General features: G+C 75.0%; 14 protein-coding genes. 4 read left to right on the top strand and 10 right to left on the bottom strand.

What is annotated here, in order from left to right:
• Positions 1–7 precede the first annotated feature (7 nt).
• The 7 genes from E9549_RS24565 to E9549_RS19800 all read right to left on the bottom strand — a co-directional run bounded on the left by E9549_RS24565 (position 8) and on the right by E9549_RS19800 (position 8,770).
• Complete coding sequence (locus E9549_RS24565; protein ID WP_374201461.1) at positions 8–349, bottom strand: WhiB family transcriptional regulator; 342 nt, start codon at positions 347–349, stop codon at positions 8–10.
• Between the two features lie 204 nt (positions 350–553).
• The gene (locus tag E9549_RS19825; RefSeq protein WP_304505811.1) at positions 554–2,533 is read right to left on the bottom strand and encodes a helicase-related protein; all 1,980 of its coding nucleotides are present in this window, start codon (positions 2,531–2,533) and stop codon (positions 554–556) included.
• Between the two features lie 293 nt (positions 2,534–2,826).
• Entirely contained in the window at positions 2,827–3,849 is a 1,023-nt protein-coding gene (locus E9549_RS19820; RefSeq protein WP_236828310.1) for an IS3 family transposase, read from the bottom strand.
• A complete protein-coding gene (locus E9549_RS19815) occupies positions 3,846–5,075 on the bottom strand; it encodes a DUF222 domain-containing protein (protein WP_236828309.1) in 1,230 nt (409 codons plus the stop codon). The genes E9549_RS19820 and E9549_RS19815 overlap by 4 nt, the downstream gene beginning before the upstream one ends.
• 336 nt (positions 5,076–5,411) lie before the next feature.
• Entirely contained in the window at positions 5,412–7,607 is a 2,196-nt protein-coding gene (locus tag E9549_RS19810; protein ID WP_236828308.1) for an MMPL family transporter, read from the bottom strand.
• A 6-nt stretch (positions 7,608–7,613) separates the two neighbouring features.
• Positions 7,614–8,207 (bottom strand): TetR/AcrR family transcriptional regulator, encoded by a 594-nt coding sequence (locus E9549_RS19805; RefSeq protein WP_236828307.1) that lies wholly within the window; start codon positions 8,205–8,207, stop codon positions 7,614–7,616.
• A 92-nt stretch (positions 8,208–8,299) separates the two neighbouring features.
• Positions 8,300–8,770, bottom strand: coding sequence for a heme-degrading domain-containing protein (locus tag E9549_RS19800; protein ID WP_236828306.1), 471 nt, complete (start codon positions 8,768–8,770; stop codon positions 8,300–8,302).
• 96 nt (positions 8,771–8,866) lie between these two features.
• Between E9549_RS19800 and E9549_RS19795 the strand changes: the two genes are divergently transcribed.
• On the top strand, positions 8,867–9,913 hold the full coding sequence (locus tag E9549_RS19795; protein ID WP_236828305.1) for a YihY/virulence factor BrkB family protein: 1,047 nt from the start codon (positions 8,867–8,869) through the stop codon (positions 9,911–9,913).
• Here the strand turns inward: E9549_RS19795 and E9549_RS19790 are convergent.
• Positions 9,904–11,436, bottom strand: a complete 1,533-nt coding sequence (locus tag E9549_RS19790; protein ID WP_236828304.1) for a DUF2252 family protein — start codon at positions 11,434–11,436, stop codon at positions 9,904–9,906. The two genes, E9549_RS19795 and E9549_RS19790, sit on opposite strands and share 10 nt — an antisense overlap.
• 52 nt (positions 11,437–11,488) lie before the next feature.
• Positions 11,489–12,355 carry a siderophore-interacting protein gene (locus E9549_RS19785; RefSeq protein ID WP_236828303.1) on the bottom strand — a complete coding sequence of 289 codons (867 nt, stop codon included), beginning with the start codon at positions 12,353–12,355 and terminating at the stop codon, positions 11,489–11,491.
• Positions 12,356–12,516: 161 nt separating this feature from the next.
• Here E9549_RS19785 and E9549_RS19780 point away from each other — a divergent pair, with 161 nt between their 5' ends.
• From E9549_RS19780 to E9549_RS19770, 3 genes are all read left to right on the top strand, one after another.
• On the top strand, positions 12,517–13,338 hold the full coding sequence (locus E9549_RS19780) for an acyl-CoA thioesterase II (RefSeq protein ID WP_236828302.1): 822 nt from the start codon (positions 12,517–12,519) through the stop codon (positions 13,336–13,338).
• Between the two features lie 116 nt (positions 13,339–13,454).
• Positions 13,455–14,483: an ATP-dependent 6-phosphofructokinase gene (locus E9549_RS19775; RefSeq protein ID WP_236828301.1), complete on the top strand. Its 1,029-nt coding sequence runs from the start codon at positions 13,455–13,457 to the stop codon at positions 14,481–14,483.
• 47 nt (positions 14,484–14,530) lie between these two features.
• Positions 14,531–15,289 carry an alpha/beta hydrolase gene (locus tag E9549_RS19770; protein ID WP_236828300.1) on the top strand — a complete coding sequence of 253 codons (759 nt, stop codon included), beginning with the start codon at positions 14,531–14,533 and terminating at the stop codon, positions 15,287–15,289.
• 4 nt (positions 15,290–15,293) lie between these two features.
• Here E9549_RS19770 and E9549_RS19765 read toward each other — a convergent pair whose 3' ends face one another.
• Positions 15,294–16,154, bottom strand: a complete 861-nt coding sequence (locus tag E9549_RS19765) for a polysaccharide deacetylase family protein (protein WP_236828299.1) — start codon at positions 16,152–16,154, stop codon at positions 15,294–15,296.
• Between the last annotated feature and the right edge of the window lie 115 nt (positions 16,155–16,269).

The following is a 16,269-nucleotide window of genomic DNA, read 5'->3' as shown; positions in this document are numbered from 1 at the left end:
GCCCCGATCAGGCGCTGATGGTCCCGCGGCGCTGCAGCCGGACCCGGCGGCGCTCGCGCTCCGAGAGGCCGCCCCAGATGCCGAAGCGCTCGTCGTTGGCCAGGGCGAACTCCAGGCACTCGGCGCGCACCGGGCAGCCGGTGCAGACCCGCTTCGCGTCCCGGGTGGACCCGCCCTTCTCCGGGAAGAACGCCTCGGGGTCGGTCTCGGCGCAGAGCGCGTCGATCCGCCAGCTGTCGTCGGACTCGGCCGGGGCGGCCCAGGCGGCGTCGAGCGGGGTGAACGCGGCGAAGGCGTCGGCGGGGGAGTGGTCCCGGGTGTCGGCGGAGCCGGGGACCAGGGTGAGCACGGGGCGGGAGAAGGAAGGCACGGGAAGCTCCTCGGTGGGCGGTCGTGGCAGGCGCGGTGACGGACCGGTACGGCCTGCTTGCTTCCTGTGACGTTACGGAGCCAGCGCTGGATCGGCACTGGCAGAACCCGTACGAAACGGCGCCGTCCGATTGGGCAGATGTGTGGCTACCCGACCCGCCGGTGGCCGGCGGGTCGGGATCCGTCAGCCGCGGCGGGACCGGCCGCGGGGGCCACCCTGCCGCCCGCCGAGTGCGCGGCCGGCTGCCCGGCCCGCGGCCCGCCGGCCCCCGGCGACGGGACGGCGCTCGCGCTGGCTCTCGCGGCGGCCGGCCGGTGCGCTGCAGGGGCGGCAGGTGGTGAACCAGGGTGCGATCGCGCTCCCGCACTCCACGCACTTCCCGGAGCGGCCCAGGGCGATGGCGTCGGGGAGGAGTTCGGTGATCATCTCGGCGCACTCCTCCTCCACCCAGGCGGCGTCCTCGCTGTCCAGGCCGGCGACGCCGGGGAACTGGCGCAGCAGCGTCTGGGCGTCGCGGGCGGCCGCCGCGGCCTGCTCGTACTCCTCGACGGTGCCCCCGCGGGGGACGTCCGGCAGCACGGTCTCCGGAGGGACCGGCAGGCCGGCCGCGTGCCGCAGGGCGGCGCGGGCGAGCACCAGCCAGCGGGTGCGCCGTGGCGGGTTGTAGTCGATGGCGAGGTTGACCAGCCGCCACACGGTGTTCAGGTCGCCGACCGCGCCCAGCGGCCCGCGCAGCAGCGGGAGCAGCGCGTGCACGCGGAGGACCAGGCTGGTGACGTCGTCGGCGGTCATGGCCTGGTCGCGGGTGGCCGCGCGGGCCCAGGCCATCCAGCGCATCAGCGCCTCGGGGAGGTCGACCGCCTCGAAGGCGCCCAGGTCCTCGAGCTCGGGCCGCAGCCGGGGGGCGCGCTTGGGGAGGTCGCTCATCTCGTCGCCCCGGGCGACGGCGGCCCCCGCACCGACGAGCGCCGCGACGGGCTTGAGCCCGCTGACGCCGATGAGGATGCCGGCGGCACCGTGGCCGGTCAGGCCGTAGCGCCCGGCCCGCCCGGCGATCTGGGCGGCCTCCCAGGTGCGCAGGGGCCGCATCTCCTGGCCGTCGAACTTGGTCGTCTCGGCGAAGAGCACGGTGGTCGCGGGCACGTTGATGCCGTGGCCGATCACGTCGGTGGTGACCAGGACGTCGAGCTCGCCGCTGGTGAACCGCTCGATGACCTCGCGGCGCGTGGCCGGGGGCAGCGCCCCGTAGAGGACGCCGACCTTGCCCGGGCGGTGCTGGTCGAGCTCGGCGGCCACCGCGTACACGGCCTTGCGGGAGAAGGCGACCACGAGCGTCTGCGGCCGGACGCCGGCCGGTCGCACCGGGGCGCGGAGCACGTCGAGCCGCGACAGCCGCTTGTGGTTGACGACCTCGACGTGCTCGGCGTCGGAGACCAGCGGCTTGAGCACCAGGTACGCCTCGGCGGCGGAGATGAGGTGCATCTGGCGGTACTCGCCGGTGAGCAGCAGCCGCGCCCAGTGGTGCCCGCGGTCGGGGTCGGTGACCCAGTGGGCCTCGTCGAGCACCAGCATCTCGCCGCGGTCGGGGGCCTTCTCGACGGTGCAGCAGACGATCGGCGCGAAGGGGTCGATCTCCTCCTCGCCCGTCGACAGGCCCACCGTGCCCTCCGGCAGCTGGGCCGAGAGCTTGGCGTAGGCCTCGTGCGCGAGCTGCCGGAGCGGGGCGGCGTAGACGCCGGAGCCGGTCGCGGCGAGCGCCTGGAGGGACTCGTAGGTCTTGCCGGAGTTGGTCGGGCCGAGGTGGAAGACGACCTCCTCGGGGCGCGTGGCGCGGGTGGGCAGCTCCGGCGCCGCGCCCTCCACCCAGCTCTGCTGGGCGCGCTTCTCCTCGCGGGCGGCGAGCCGGTCGGCCTCGCGGGCCGCGGCGCGCTTCTCCTCGCGGGCGGCGTCGCGGTGGGTGCTGCCGGCGGCGGTGCGGTGGTCGGCGCGCTCCCCGTCGCGGGTGGCCGCGTGGTCGGTGCCGGGCGCGGTGGCGCGGTCGGTCTCCCGGGCGGTGCCGTCGGTCGCGCGGGCGGTCCGGTCGGTGCCGGGGGTGGCTGCCGTGCGGGTGGCGGAACGGTTCCGCCGGCGGGCGGTCGTGGGCTGCGGGTGGTGCTCGGGCAAGCGTGATCCTCGAGGGGCTCGGGGGCAGGTGCGCGCCTCTGCCGAGCCGCGTCGTCCCCTGAGCCAACACCGAGGGTCACCGATCCATGCCCGCGGGGGGCGGCGGCGGTTCAGCCGGCCCGGGAGTTGGCCGGGTCGGCGGTGGTGCGGGGCAGGACGAGGATCGGTGCCGTCGGGCCGCCAGGTGCGCCATCGGCCGTCGGGTCGGCGTTCGACGCGGAACCCGTGGTGCACCTTCGTGTGGTGCCGTTCGCACAGCAGCGTGCGGGTCCCCCGGTTTCTTGGAGACCGGGTTAGGTGGTTCCGGGTGTCAAAGCTGGGTTGGATGCGTTCAGTTCGGGTCCGACAAGAAGATTGGGCGCCGGCCCGGAGCCGGGGTCAAGGCGTTCTTCCTTGATCCCGGCGAGGACCGGCGCATGCTTGTCGGTGGCGGGCACCGAGAGGTCGTGGCCGTCATGGTGGTGGTCTTCGAACTCCAACGGGCTGCGCCAGCCGAGGGCCCGCTGCAGGCGCAGCGGGTTGTACCAACCTTCGATGTAGGACAGCAGGGCTGTGTCGATCTCCTGGCGAGTCCGCCAGCGCCGGCGGTCGACCAACTCGATCTTCAGCGTGCCGAAGAAGGTCTCCATCAAGGCGTTGTCGTAGGCGTCTCCCTTGCTGCCCATGCTCGCGGCGATACCGGCGTCGAGAAGCCGCTGGCCGAAGGCGTAGGCGGTGTACTGACTGCCGCGGTCGCTGTGGTGCACCAAGCCGCCGCCCGCGGGTGGTCGGCGCCGATCCAGAGCCATCTGCAGAGCTGCTTCGACCAACTCCAGCTTGCTGACGTCGCTGGTCGACCAGCCCACGATCGCCCGGCTGAAGGCGTCCAGGACGCAGGCCAGATAGATGAATCCGCCGTCGATGCGCAGGTAGGTGATGTCGGCGACCCACAGCTGATCTGGTGCATCGACGCGGAAGACACGGTCGACCAGGTCGGGAGCCACACGGGCGCTGGGATCGGACTCGGTGGTGCGGAAGTAGCGAGACCGATAGGCGCCCTTCATGCCGGCCTCGCGCATCAGCCGTTCCACCCGTTTGCGGCCCACCCGGATGCCCTCGCGAGCCAACTGGGCATGCACCCGCGGAGAGCCGTAGGTGAACCGCGAGGAGGTCCAGATCCGCTGGACGTGCCCCAGCAGCGCGCGATCATCCTCGCGCCGACGGCTCGGCCGGGTCAGCCGCGCCCGGTGGTAGTAGTACGTGCTCGGCGCCATGCCCATCACCTGGCACAGCGACTCGACCCCGAAGCGGTCCCGGTAGGCCTGGATGAACCTCACCGCGACGTCTCGCTCCGCCGAGCTGGGCCGAGCTCCTGCGCGAAATAGGCGCTGGCCGCGCGCAAGATCTCATTGGTCCGCCGCAGCTCTGCGACCTCCGCCCGCAGCCGCCGGATCTCGGCGTCCTTCTCCGCCGGCGTGGCCACCTCATCGGCTGGCACCTTGCCTGCGGCTTCCTTCGCCTTGACCCACTTGCGCAGCGTCTCGGGATTCAGCCCGAGTTCCTGCGCGACCGAGGCGATCGGCCGACCAGAGGTCTGCACCATCTCTACGGCCCGCTGACGGACCTCCAACGGGTACTTGAGGGGCGATCGAGGCATTGGTGGCCCCCTCTCCGCTTGGCCTCCAGACCAAGCATCGGGGCCTCCAACAAATCGGGGGAAGCTCAGCGCGCAGTTGGCCAGGTCGGTGGGGCCGCCGTCGATCCAGTGCACGAGGTGGTGGACGTCGCACCAGTGGGCGGGGGCGTCGCAGCCGGTGAAGACGCAGCCGCGGTCGCGGGCGTCCAGGGCGCGGCGCAGCCCGGGTGGGGCGACCCGCTGGCGGCGGCCGTGGTCGAGGACCTCGCCGTCGGGGCCGATGACGATGCGGCTGATGCCGCCGTCGCAGGCCAGCCAGCGGGCGCGGGCGGCCGACAGGATGGTGCCGAAGCCGGTCTGGGCGGCTCCGGGGCCGGCGGCGGCGGGGTCGATGAGGTCCTCCAGATCGACCCGGACCACGACGTGCGGTTTGTGGGTGCGCAGGGTCGGCAGGGTGCCGGCGGCCAGGGCGTTGTCGGCCAGCTGGACGAGGGCGTCGCCCTGCTGCTGGGCGCGGGTGCGCATGTCCCCGGCGGGCCGGTCGGCCTGCGCGATGGACTCCACGGCGGTCTGCAGCTTCTCCCCGCCGACGGCGTCGAGCTCGAAGCGGCCGCTGACGCTGCCGTCGGCGTGCTTGACCAGGGTGAACGACCGGCCCTCGGTGGGGTCGGGCTCGGCCCCGTCGGGATCGAGGCGGTCCAGGTAGTGGGCCACGACCTGGCGCAGCTCGGCGTGCGGGCGGGTGGCGGCGACCTCGGCCAGGGCGGCGTCCACCCCGGCGAGGTCCACGTCCTGGGCCGCGGCGGCGGCCAGCTGGGCCGGGGTGACCGCCGGGGCGATCTCGGCGAGCGCGTCGAGTGCGACCGCGCCGGTGGCGGCCGCGGCGGCGACCGCCGGTAGGGCCTCCAGCGCCCGGCCGGCGGACACCAGCCGGGCGGCGGCGGCCGGGGAGGAGCGGGCGTGGCCGCGCAGCCAGGGGCCAGCCGGTCGATCAGCTGCGGGCCGAACGCGCCGTCGAGCCGCTCGGCGGCCAGGTCGTCCAGCGCGGCGACCAACCGGCCGATCGCGCCATCCACACCTGTCGAACACATGTACGAACACTACCGCCCGACGCCGACACCCGCAGCACGATCAGCAGGTCAACGGCCTGTCCACAAGTTTCATCGACGTCTTGACCGGGTGTGGGCGGATGCCCCGTCGTCGTCCTGAACGGCGGACGGCCCGCCTGCGGGAGCAGGCGGGCCGTCCGGTGGGAGCCGTGGATCAACGCCGGGCGGCGGCGACCGCCTCCCGGTCGTGCGCGGGGCCCGACTTCTCCAGCGCGGCGCCCTCGACGTCGAGCCCGGGCAGCCACCGGAGCCAGCGCGGCAGCCACCAGGCACGGTGGCCCAGCAGTGCCAGCGCCGCAGGCACGAGCACCATGCGCACGACGAAGGCGTCGAACAGGATGCCCGCCGCCAGGGCGAACGCGATCGACTTGATCGTGGGCTCGCCCGCCGGCACGAACCCGGCGAAGACCGAGAACATGATCAGCGCGGCGGCGACGACGACCGGGGCCGCCTGGCGGAACCCGGTGCGGATCGCCTCCAGCGGCGCGGCGCCGTGGCTGTGCGCCTCGTGCATCCGGGAGACCAGGAAGATCTGGTAGTCCATCGCCAGGCCGAAGAGGATGCCGATCACCAGGATGGGCGTCAGGCTGATCAGCGGCCCGGTCACGTCCAGCGCGACCAGGTCGGCCAGCCAGCCCCACTGGAACACCGCGACGGCGGCGCCGAGCGACGCCCCGACGGTCAGGACGAAGCCGAGGACGCCGACCAGCGGCACCAGCAGCGACCGGAAGACCAGGACCAGCAGGACCAGCGCCAGGCCGACGACGAGCAGCAGGTACACCGGCAGGGCCTCGTTGAGGCTCTCCGCGACGTCGACGCTCACCGCCGTCGCGCCGGTGACCGAGGCCTCCACCCCGTCCAGGCCGGCGAGCTCCGCGCGCAGGTCCTCCACGAGCTGCTCGGTCTCGGCCGTGGCCGGTCCCGACCCGGGGATGACGTTGAGCAGGGCCGCGGTGCCGTCGGGGTTCGGCGTCGGCGGCGTCACCAGGGCGACGTCGTCGACCTCGGCGATGGCGGCGCTGACCGAGGCCGCGGCCTCCGGGGCCCCGTCGCCCTCGAACAGGATGGTCAGCGGGCCGAGGAAGCCCTCGCCGAAGCCCTCGGCGAGCAGCTGGTCGGCGCGGGCGGCCGTGGAGCCCTCGGCCGGCTCCTGCACCAGCGTCGTCCGCATGGAGAAGAACGGGATCGCGATGATGCCCAGCACCACCACGGTCAGCAGCAGCGAGACGACGCGGTGGCGGGTGACCGTGGCGACCCAGCCGGCGAGGAGACCGCGGTCGCCGGCGCCGTCCTGCCGCACCCACGGGGATGCGGCAGGGTCCGTGACGGCCCGGTGCCGGCGGGGGAGCGCCCGGCGCCCCAGGAAGCTCAGCGCCGCGGGTACCAGGGTGATCGCCACCAGGACCGCGACGACGATCGTCGCGGCCGCGGCGATGCCCATCTGGGTCAGGAAGGGGATGCCGACGACCGAGAGCCCGAGCAGGGCGATGACGACGGTCAGCCCGGCGGTGACCACCGCCGAGCCGGCGGTGCCGACGGCGGTGCTGATCGCGGTACCCACGGGCGCCCCGTGCCGGAGCTCCTGGCGGAACCGGGTCACGATGAACAGCGCGTAGTCGATGCCGACGGCGAGCCCCAGCATCGCGGCGAGGATCGGCGTGGTCGAGGAGAGCTCGGCGAAGCCGGTGGCGATGGTGACCCCGAGGACGCCGATGCCGACGCCCACGACGGCGGTCAGCAGGTTCATGCCCGCCGTGACGAGCGAGCCGTAGGTGACCGCGAGGACGACGAGCGCCACGACGACGCCGATGACCTCCGCGGGCCCCCCGACGTGCGGCGGCTCCTGGATCGCCTGGCCGGTGACCTCGACGGTCAGCGCGCCCTCGCCGGCCGCCTCGACCGCCTCCACCAGCGCGTCGCGCTCCTCCGGGGTGACCTCGCCCAGCCCGCCGGCGAAGGTCACGGTGCTGTACGCGGTGGTCTGCTCGGCGTTGACGGCGGGCGCGGCGGGGTCCAGCGGATTGCTCGCCGCGGCGACGCCGGGCAGCCCGCCCAGCTCGGCGACCAGCTGCTGGATCGCGGCCGCGTTCTCCGGCGTGGTCAGCGTCTCGCCCTCGGGCGCCGCGACCACGACCCGCGCCGAGGCCCCGCCGGCGCTGCCGAACTCCTCGTCGATCCGCTCGAGGGCGGTGGTCGACTCCTGGCCGGGGATGTTGAAGGCGTCGGAGGTCTCACCGGCCAGGGTGGCCGCGCCCGCTCCGCCGGCGACGAGGAGCACCAGCCAGACCAGGATCACCGGGAGCCGGCGCCGGTGCGCGAAGGCCCCGAGTCGGGACAACAAGACAGCCATGCGGGATCAGGCCTCCACCTGGTGGGGAACGGGAAGAGCAGCGCCGGGCCGGGTGTGGCCGAGCGCGTCGAAGCAGGTGGCGACGATCGCGGGGCGCCACGACGTCCCCTCGCCGCGCGAGTGGGCGGTGAGGGTCAGCACGGCCAGGGCCGACAGCGCGCCGATGGTGCGGACGGCCCGCTCGCCCGTGGGCGCCTCCGGGTCCACGCCGAACGCCTGCAGCGCCGGGGTGGCCGCGGCCCCCAGCTGGTCCGGGTCGCAGTCGCCCCCGGTCACCGGCGCGAGCAGCAGCGCCACCAGCCCGGGGTGCTCCAGCGCGATGTCCACCAGGACGTCGAGGGCCCGCCGGTCGCGCTCCGGGCCGACGGGCAGGTGCCCCACCAGGTCCAGCACCCGCTGGCCGAGCGCCCCGGCCTGGTCCAGGACCGCCTGGTGCAGGGCCTCCTTGCTCGGGAAGTGGTGCAGCAGGCCGGCCTTGGAGAGGCCGACGGCCGCGGCGACGTCCTGCACGGAGGTCTTCGTGTAGCCGCGTCGGGCGAAGAGGGCGGCGGCGGTGTCGAGGATGCCCTCGTCGACCTGCTGCCGGAACGGTCGTGCCACGGCGACAGCGTACGGCCCGCCGACCGTTTCGGTAGGTGATCCGACCGATCCGGTCGGTTAGCTGCGCCACACCGGGGCTGGCCGGTCCCCGGTCAGCGCCCCAGGTGCTCGGCCAGCACGGCGGTGACCATCCGGTGGTCGGCCAGCTGGGGGAGCCCCGAGACGGCGACGACGCCCACCGGGCCGACATCCCGGACCAGCAGCGGGAACGCCCCGCCGTGGGCGGCGTAGAGCTGCGGGTCCAGCCCGAACTCCGCCTCGAAGGTGGTGCCGCGCTCGATGCTGTCCTGGCGCACGTGCAGCGAGCTGCGCCCGAAGCGGTGCACCACCCGGGACTTCCGCTCGATCCAGGACGCGTTGTCCGGGGTCGCGCCCGGCAGCGCGGCCGAGAAGAGCCGGTGGCCGTTGCGCGCGATCTCGACGGCGACCGGGGCGGCGTCGCGCCGGGCGGCGGCGACCAGGGCGCACCCGAGGGCCCAGGCGTCGTCGTTGGTGAACGAGGTGAGCTGGAGCTCCCGCTCCTCGGCGGCGAGCTCGGCGACGGTGGGGAACGGCTGGGTCATGCGCCCTTCCTACCCGTCGCGGCTCCGGGTCCGTGCCGCCGCAGTGCGTGCCCGCAGCCGATCCGGGTAGCCGCCGACCGGGGAGGGGGTGACGGCATGGGGTTCGTCGCGCGGGCCGACGCGTTCCAGACCAGGCATCCGGCGGTGGGGTTTCCGCTGGCGGTGGTCTACAAGTTCGTCGACGACCGCGGCCCGCACCTGGCCGCGCTGATCACCTACTACGGCTTCGTCTCGCTCTTCCCGCTGCTGCTGGTGCTCACCTCGGTGCTGGGCTTCCTGCTGGAGGACGACCCGGTGCTCCAGCAGCAGATCCTCGAGTCGGCGCTCTCGGACTTCCCGCTGCTGGGCCCGGCGCTGGTCGAGAACATCGGCACCTTCCGCGGCAGCGGCGCCGCGCTGGTGATCGGCGTGCTCGGCAGCCTCTACGGCGGGCTGGGCGTGATGCAGGCGGCGCAGGCGGCTCTCAACCGGATCTACGCCGTGCCCCGCTTCGCCCAGCCCAACCCGGTGCTCTCGCGGCTGCGCAGCCTGCTGCTCGTGCTCGTCCTCGGCCTGGCCGCGATCCTCTCGACGGCGGTCACCGCCTTCGTCTCCGCCGTCCCGGAGACCCTTCCGGTGCCGGCCCCGGTGGTCACCGCCGTGGGCACGCTGACCGGGCTGGCGATCAACGTGGGCATCTTCCTGGTGCTGTACCAGGTGCTCACCGCCCGCCGGCTGGACTGGCGCAACGTCGCCGTGGGGGCCGTGACCGCCGCGGTGCTCTGGGAGCTGCTGCACCTGCTCGGCGCCTACTACTTCGGGACGTACCTGACGCGGTCCAGCGACGTCTACGGCGTCTTCGGCGTCATCCTCGGCCTGGTCGTCTGGATCTACCTCCAGGCGCTCGTCGTCGTGCTCGCCGCGGAGATCAACGTCGTCCGCCACCGCCGCCTCTACCCGCGGTCGCTGCTCACCCCCTTCACCGACGACGTCGACCTCACCCGGGCCGACGTCCGCGCCTACACCGGGTACGCGCGCAGTGAGCGGTACAAGGGCTTCCAGCGGGTGGAGGCCAGCTTCCGCAAGGACGCCCCGCCGCGCCCCCGGGACCTCGAGGGCTTCCCCGGCGACGTCCCGCGGGACGAGGCGGGCGGTCAGCGGTAGACGACGTCCACGCTGCGGAAGGCACCCAGGGCGTGGTCGGCCCGGAAGTACGCGTGGTCCTGCCGCACCCGGTCGGCCGCCTCCCCGGCCCAGCGCAGCACGTCGTCGACGAACAGCTCCCGGTTGCCGATGGCGTCGAGGATCGCCGGCTCCACGTCGTAGTCGACGTTCCCGGTCTCGTCGGACATGGCGTGGGTGTGCGCCAGCACGCGGCCGCAGATCTCCGCGTACCGCTTCCACCCCCCGGTCGAGAGGGAGCCCAGGCCGACGTCGCCCCGGTAGGGGGCCCGCTCGCGGACCATGAAGCTCTGCCCGTCGATGTCGACGCTGCCGTAGAAGACGTCCCCGCTGACCAGGTGCACCCGCTGGGCGTGCCGGATCCGGTCGGCCTGGCCGTCCACCTCGTAGCCCGACGGCGGCACCAGGCCGGACAGGGCCGAGCGGCGGGCCCGCTTGAACTCGAGCAGGAGGTCGTCGGTGCCGTCGTCCCGCACGCCGGCGATGAGCACGTAGTAGCGGGTCAGCCCGAGGGAGGCGGTGCCGGCGCCACGCCGCTCGGCCACGTCCTTCACGCGCATCGCGCCGGCCCGCTCGGGCACCGGCACCTCGTTCTCGGCGACGTACCGGTCGACCACCTCCTGGAACTCCTCGCGGCGGCTGCTCACCGGCACCAGCTCCTCGTCGGTGCGGAAACCGCGCCGGGTGCCCTCCAGCAGCCCGCCCAGCCAGTCGGCCCGGCCGGTCTCCAGCGTGCCGGCGATGAGGTCCCGGATGAGCCGCGGCGCGTTGTCCATCCGGAGCTGCTCGGTCTCCTCCCGCCCGTCGGAGGCGTAGGAGGCGATGCCCGACACGTAGCCGCGCACGAACCGCTCCGCGACGGCGCGCTGCTTCCCGGGGCCGTGGCCGCCCTTCTCGGCGGCACCGAGCAGGAAGCCCACCGCGCCCCGCTTGAGGTCCCAGGTGAAGGGGGCGTAGTAGGCGTCGTCGAAGTCGTTGACGCCGAACACCGGCACGTTGTCCGAGCTGGGCATGACGCCGAAGTTGCCCGGGTGGACGTCGCCGAGCGCGAGCACCGTGGGCAGCCGGGCGTCCTCACCGACCAGGTCCCGGTAGAACAGCAGGTTGGTGCCGCGGAAGAAGTGGAAGACCGAGCCGGCGAGCTTGTCGAACTTCGCGCGCGCCTCCAGGTCGCCGGACGCGATCCGGGTCTCGTGGTCCTCGCGCACGGTCTCCCGCACGTGCACGCGCCGGTCGTTGCCGGCGAGCATGCGGGGGATGAGGACCATCTCGCCGGCCGCACGGGCCTCGGCCAGCCGGCGGAACGCCTCGACCCGGGAGCCGATCTGCCGCCGGCCAGCGCCCGGGGGTTCGGCCTCGTGCACGGGCGCCGGCTGCTCACGCGCGCGCAGCGCGGCGACCAGCTCCTCCTTGGACATGCGGCTGCGGCCGGGGACCCCGCGGTCGCGGGCCAGGCGCAGGAGCTCGTCACGGGTGGCGGTGGTCAGCTGGGTCTCGGACGGCATGGAGCCCGGCTACCCGCCGGCGCCCGCAGCAGGCACGACGATCGTGTGACGGTCAGCGGGCGACCGCGGCGTCCTCGGCCTCGAGAGCGGCGTTCCACTCGCGCTTGCCCGACTGCCAGCGGTCCTCGGTGTCGCCGCGGCGCCAGTAGCCGGAGATCGACGTCCACGCCGGGTCCAGCCCGCGCTCGGCGCGCAGGTGGCGGCGCAGCTCCCGCACGGCGTGGGCCTCGCCGTGCACGAACACGTGCCCGTCACCCGCGGGCAGGGTGGTCGCGCGGACGGCGTGGACCAGCAGCTCGCCGGGCAGGGACGCCCCGCGGTGCAGCCAGCGCACGTCGACACCGGGACCCGCGGCGAGGTCGCCCTGCTCCTCCTCGGGCCCGGCCACCTCGACGAAGACCAGCGCCCGCGCGCCGGCCGGCAGGCCCTCGAGGGCGGCGGCGATGGCGGGCAGCGCGCTCTCGTCGCCGGCGAGCAGGTGCCAGTCGGCATCGGGCCGGGGGGTGTAGGCGCCGCCGGGCCCGAGCAGCTGGATGCGGTCACCGGGGCGCGCAGCGGCCGCCCAGGGGCCGGCGAGCCCCTCGTCGCCGTGGTGCACGAAGTCGATGGTCAGCTCCCCGGCCGCGGCGTCCCAGGCGCGCACCGTGTACGTGCGGGTGACCGGCCACTGGTCGGCGGGCAGCTCGGCGCGCACCTGGTCGGGGTCGTAGGGGACGGCGTAGGAGGCGCCCGCAGGCGGGAAGAGCAGTTTGACGTAGCGGTCGGTGAGCTCGCTCTCGGGGAAGCCGGCGAGCCCCTCGCCGCCGAGCACGACCCGGACCATGTGCGGGGTGAGCCACGAGGTCCGGACGACCTCGCCCGTCCGGAGGGCCTTCTTGCGGCGCGGTCGCCCGTCGCCGTCCCGCTGTGGCTCGCTCATCGCTGCTCCGCTCCGGTCGCGCAGGGCGACCGCTGTACCGGCCGTGCCGTCGTCCCCACCGGGCGGGGAGGGCGGGGACGAACGTACCGAGCGCGGTGACGGCCGCTGCCGAGCGGGGCTCGCCGCCGGGGACCGCGGGGACCTGCGGCTATGTTCCCCGGGTGGGAACCGGAGCCGACGGGGGCCAGGCCGAGCCGACCGTGCTGGACGTGCTGGCGCTGGAGGAGATCGACCGGGACCTCTACCGCAGCACGCTGCTGTTCACCGACCCCTTCCCCCTCTACGGCGGGCAGGTGGCGGCGCAGGCGCTGTACGCGGCGGGGCGCACCGTGGACCCCGACCGGCTGCCGCACTCGCTGCACGGCTACTTCCTGCGCAGCGGCGACGCCGCCCGCCCCACCGTGTTCCGCGTCGACCGCGACCGCGACGGCGGCAGCTTCTCCGCCCGGCGGGTCGTCGCCATCCAGGGCGGCGAGGTCGTGTTCAGCATGTCGGCGTCCTTCGCCCTGCCCGGCGCCGGCCCCGACCAGCAGGTGCAGGAGGTGCCCGCGGTCGACGACCCCGACGGGCTGCCGGTGTTCGAGCTGCCGCGGCTGTTCTCCGTGGAGGGGCGGCGCCCGCCGCAGCCGTTCCCGGACGCCCACTGGCCGACCCGCTTCTGGGCCCGGTCGACGGTGCCGCTGCCGGGGGACCGGCTGGTGCACGCCTGCGTGCTGACCTACCTGTCCGACATCGGCACCGGTCTCTCCGCGCTCCCGGAGGACGAGGCCGCGCCCGGCCCGAGCCTGGACCACGCCGTCTGGTTCCACCGGCACGCCCCGCTGGACGACTGGGTGCTCATGGACATGGTGCCGCGCACCGTCTCGGGCGGCCGGGGCTGGTACACCGGGTCGATCACCACGGCCGGCGGGCTGCTGGCCGCCAGCTTCACCCAGGAGACGCTGTTCCGGCCCGGCCGGAACCCGTTCCGCCCCGGTCGCTGACCGCCCGGGAGCGCCGCGCCGGAGAGCCCGCGCCGCGCCCCGCGACCTCCGCGGTCGTCTAGACGTCATGACGTATGGTCGGGCGGACCCGGCCCACGACCGCGAGGAGCCAGCCGGTGCGCATCGGAGTCCTGACCGGAGGCGGGGACTGCCCCGGCCTCAACGCCGTCATCCGATCGGTGGTGCGCACCGCCGGCGCCCACTACGGCAGCGAGGTGGTGGGCTTCCGCGACGGCTGGCGGGGGCTGCTGGAGAACCGCTCGACGCCGCTGGACGTCGCCGCGGTCGACGGGCTGCTCACCCGGGGTGGCACGACCCTGGGCTCGGCCCGGGTGGCGCCGGAGAAGCTGCACGCCGGCATCGACGAGATGAGGTGCACGCTCGACGAGCACGGGATCGACGTGCTCATCCCCATCGGCGGCGAGGGCACGCTCACCGCGGCGCACCTGCTGTCCGAGGCCGGCGTGCCGGTCGTCGGCATCCCCAAGACGATCGACAACGACATCGACGGCACCGACCTCACGTTCGGGTTCGACACCGCGGTGAGCATCGCGACCGAGCTCATCGACCGGCTGCACACCACCGCGGAGTCCCACCAGCGCGTGCTGCTGGTCGAGGTGATGGGCCGGCACGCGGGCTGGATCGCCCTGCACGCCGGGCTGGCCGCCGGGGCCCACCTCACGCTGGTCCCCGAGGAGCCGTTCGACGTCGACGAGGTCGTCCGGCTGGTGTGCGAGCGGTTCGCCCGCGGCGACTCCCACGTCATCGGCGTCGTCGCCGAGGGGGCCGAGCCGCTGCCCGGTCAGATGGCGTTCCGGCGCGGCGGCATCGACGAGTTCGGCCACCGCCGGTTCACCGGCGTCACCCAGCAGCTGGGCGAGGAGCTGGAGCGGCGCACCGGCAAGGAGGTGCGGGCGACCGTCCTGGGGCACGTGCAGCGCGGCGGGACCCCGACGTCCTTCGACCGGGTGCTCGCCACCCGGTTCGGGCTGCACGCCACGATCGCCGCGCACGAGGGCCGCACCGGCCAGATGGTCGCGCTGCGCGGCACGGAGATCGAGCTGGTCCCGCTGGCGCGCGCGGTCGCCCGGCTGAAGACGGTGACCTCCGAGCGGCTCGGCGAGATCCGGGCGTTCACCGGCTGAGCCCCGCGATTGGACGGCACCGGCCGGCGGGGTCCATCCTCCAGCGCGTGCCGCCCCACCCCGAGGACCGCTCGGTGCTCACCCGGCCGGCGGCCCCGCCCGACCACCTGCTCCGGTACGGCTCGGCCGCGGAGCAGGTGGCAGACGTGCGGATCGCCCCGGGCGCTCCGGACGGGCGACCGATCGTGGTGCTGGTCCACGGCGGCTTCTGGCGCCCCGCCTACGACCGGGCGCACCTGGGTCCGATGGCCGAGGCCCTCGCCCGGGTCGGCTGGTCGACCGTCGCGCCGGAGTACCGGCGGGTGCCCGGCCGGCCGGACCTGGCGGTGGACGACGTGCGTGCCGCGCTGTGGCATGTCGCCGGGCGCGCGGAGCTCACCCGTGGCCGGCGGGCGCTGCTCGCCGGCCACTCGGCCGGTGGCCACCTCGTCCTGCAGGTGGCCGCGACCGCCTGCGGTGCGGAGACGCCCGCCGGTGTGCTGGCCCTGGCGCCCGTGGCCGACCTCCGGCTGGGCCAGGCGCTGGGCCTCGGCGGCGACGCGGTCCGGGCCTTCCTCGGGGAGGACGCCGATGCGCGCCCCGACCTGGATCCCGCCCGGCTCCCCGCGCCGGCCGCGCCGGTGCGGATCGTGCACGGGGCCGCGGACGACGTGGTGCCGCCGTCGCTCAGCCGCTCCTACGCGCACGCGCACGGCGCGTCCGGGCTGGTCCTCGTCCCGTCCGGGCACTTCTCCCTGATCGACCCGTGCGGCGACGCCTGGCCGGCCGTGCTGGAGGCGCTCGACCTCCTGGCGGCCGGCGGCTGACCGGTCAGAACGCGTCCAGCCGGGCCAGGAGCGTGGGGCCGTCCCAGGTCGGGGGCGGCATGATCCGGCGGATGGTCAGCAGCGGGTGCGCCGGGTCCTGCGGATCGGCGAGCTGGAACGCCGCCCGGTAGCCCGCCGCCTGCACGCGCGGCAGCGCCTCGGGGGACCAGGTGCCGTGGGGGTAGGCCATGGTCTCCACCGGGTGGCCGAGGATGCCGGCCAGCTCGGCCCGCGGCTGGTCCAGCTGGACCGCCCACTGATCCCCGCTGAGCCGGTCGACCCGCTGGTGGTCCCAGCTGTGCGCCCCGATGGTCATGCCGGCCGCGTCCAGCTCGCGGAGCTGGTCGGGGCTCAGCCAGCCCGGCTTGCCGAGGACGACGGTCATCGGGAAGAACGCGGCCGGGAAGCCGAGCTCCCGCAGCAGCGGGAGCGCCACCGAGTGGTGGGTCGCCGAGCCGTCGTCGAAGGTGAGCAGCACCGGCCGGTCGGGCAGGGGCGCGCCGAGCTGCAGGTGGTCCAGCAGCTCCGGCACGCCGATCGGGGTGCGGCCACCGTCGCGCAGCGCCTGCAGCTGCAGCCGGAAGGCCGCCGGCGGCGTGATCATCGTGCGGGCGTACGCGCTGTCCTCCGCCCGGAACTCGCGCAGCTGGTGGAAGCAGAGCACCGGCACCGTCGAGCGGGCCAGCACCTCCGCCGGTGTCCCGGCAGTCGGGGGTGCGCTGGTCGGTGCGGGCTCGGTGGTCGGCGACGGCGCGGTCGTGCCGGGGCGGGACGTCCGCGGGGCGGTCGCGCGTTCCGCGGCCGGGCTCGAGCAGGCGCCCAGCAGGGCGGCGCCGGCCGCGGCGAGGAGCGTCCGTCTGCGCACCGCCCCACCCTCGCCGCCGTCGTCCTCCGGGGCAAGCACCCCGCCCGCGGGGCGCCGGCGCCGGGGTCCTACGGTGCTCGGGGCGCTCCCGGGGCCGGGGCGCGACGAGGAGGTC

Origin of the sequence: Blastococcus sp. MG754426 (assembly GCF_021699055.1) — a bacterium.
Taxonomy (GTDB): Bacteria; Actinomycetota; Actinomycetes; order Mycobacteriales; family Geodermatophilaceae; genus Blastococcus.
Note: the sequence above shows the minus strand (reverse complement) of the source record. Positions and strands in the feature narration are given on the sequence as shown.

Bases quoted from the DNA above. Each gene is read 5' to 3' on its own strand.
- E9549_RS19790 (WP_236828304.1), bottom strand. From the start codon at position 11,436: ATGCCGTCCGAGACCCAGCTGACCACCGCCACCCGTGACGAGCTCCTG.
- E9549_RS19785 (WP_236828303.1), bottom strand. From the start codon at position 12,355: ATGAGCGAGCCACAGCGGGACGGCGACGGGCGACCGCGCCGCAAGAAG.
- E9549_RS19800 (WP_236828306.1), bottom strand. From the start codon at position 8,770: ATGACCCAGCCGTTCCCCACCGTCGCCGAGCTCGCCGCCGAGGAGCGG.
- E9549_RS19795 (WP_236828305.1), top strand. From the start codon at position 8,867: ATGGGGTTCGTCGCGCGGGCCGACGCGTTCCAGACCAGGCATCCGGCG.
- E9549_RS19810 (WP_236828308.1), bottom strand. From the start codon at position 7,607: ATGGCTGTCTTGTTGTCCCGACTCGGGGCCTTCGCGCACCGGCGCCGG.